1 protein-coding gene is annotated in these 1,021 nt (G+C 68.6%); it reads right to left on the bottom strand.

Annotated features, from left to right (window positions below; all coding sequences use genetic code 11):
• The coding region (locus F8271_RS31515) for an IS30 family transposase (protein WP_192580558.1) at nucleotides 1-943 on the bottom strand (943 nt) is incomplete at its 3' end.
• Between the last annotated feature and the right edge of the window lie 78 nt (nucleotides 944-1,021).

The following is a 1,021-nucleotide window of genomic DNA, read 5'->3' as shown; positions in this document are numbered from 1 at the left end:
TCTCTACGAGTTCGGCGAAAATCTCGGAGGGCTTCTTCCAATTGTGGATCTTACGGGGTCGGTCGTTGATTTCGGAAGCTACCATCGCTAAGTACTTCGGGTCGGACGTGATCGGGATGCCTTTCGGGAAGTATTCGCGCAGGATGCGGTTGGCGTTTTCGTTGCTGCCGCGCTGCCACGGTGAGTGTGGGCGGGCGAAGTAGACCGGCAGCCCGGCGGCGGTGATCCGCGCGTGGCCGGCCATCTCTGAGCCGCAGTCCCAGGTCAGTGACTTCGCGATCTGTGGCGGGAGGTTCCCGGCGGCGGCGATCACCGCGTCGCCCACGGTGAGCGCGTCACGGCCGGTCAGCGGGACCAGGACCAGCATCCGTGAGGTCCGCTCGACCAGCGTAGCGACCGCGGACTTGCCGCCCTTGCCGATGACCAGGTCGCCCTCCCAGTGTCCCGGTACCGAGCGGTCCTCGACCTCGGCGGGACGTTCGTCGAGGTAGCGAGGCTCGCGGATCCGCGGCGCCGGTGCGGGCCGCGGGCCCGAGCGGCGCACGGTGCGGCCGGTGCGCAGCCGGATCAGCTCGCGGGCCAGGGTGGACACCGGCTGGGCGTAGATCCACTGGTAGATCGCTTCGTGAGACACCCGTACAGCCTGATCGTCGGCGTAGTCGCGCGGCAACCGGCCCGCGATCGACGCCGGCGACCAGCCGCCCGTGAGTAGCGCCGTGACCACCGCCCGCAGCCGTGGCGAACGGTCGACCGCGTACGCCTTCGGCCGTCGCCGGCCCACTGCGGCCCCCTCGTCCGCGGCCACCGCCCGGTACCGCGCACGGCCGCCGTGCCGGGCCACGTCCCGGGAGACCACCGACGGGTTCCGATCAATCAACCTGGCGATCTCCTTGTATTCCAGACCCTCAGCCAGGCCACGGGAGATCTCCTCACGATCGGTCAAGGTCAACATGTTGCGCACAGCGGGAATCCTGTCCCACCGACCCACCAAGATCAAATGCTACGACCGCCTGAACTCGCC

The organism is Micromonospora sp. ALFpr18c (assembly GCF_008868155.1).
In the GTDB taxonomy this organism is placed as follows: domain Bacteria; phylum Actinomycetota; class Actinomycetes; order Mycobacteriales; family Micromonosporaceae; genus Micromonospora.
The sequence above is the reverse complement of the archived record's forward strand: the minus strand, read 5'-3'. Positions and strand labels throughout refer to the sequence as shown.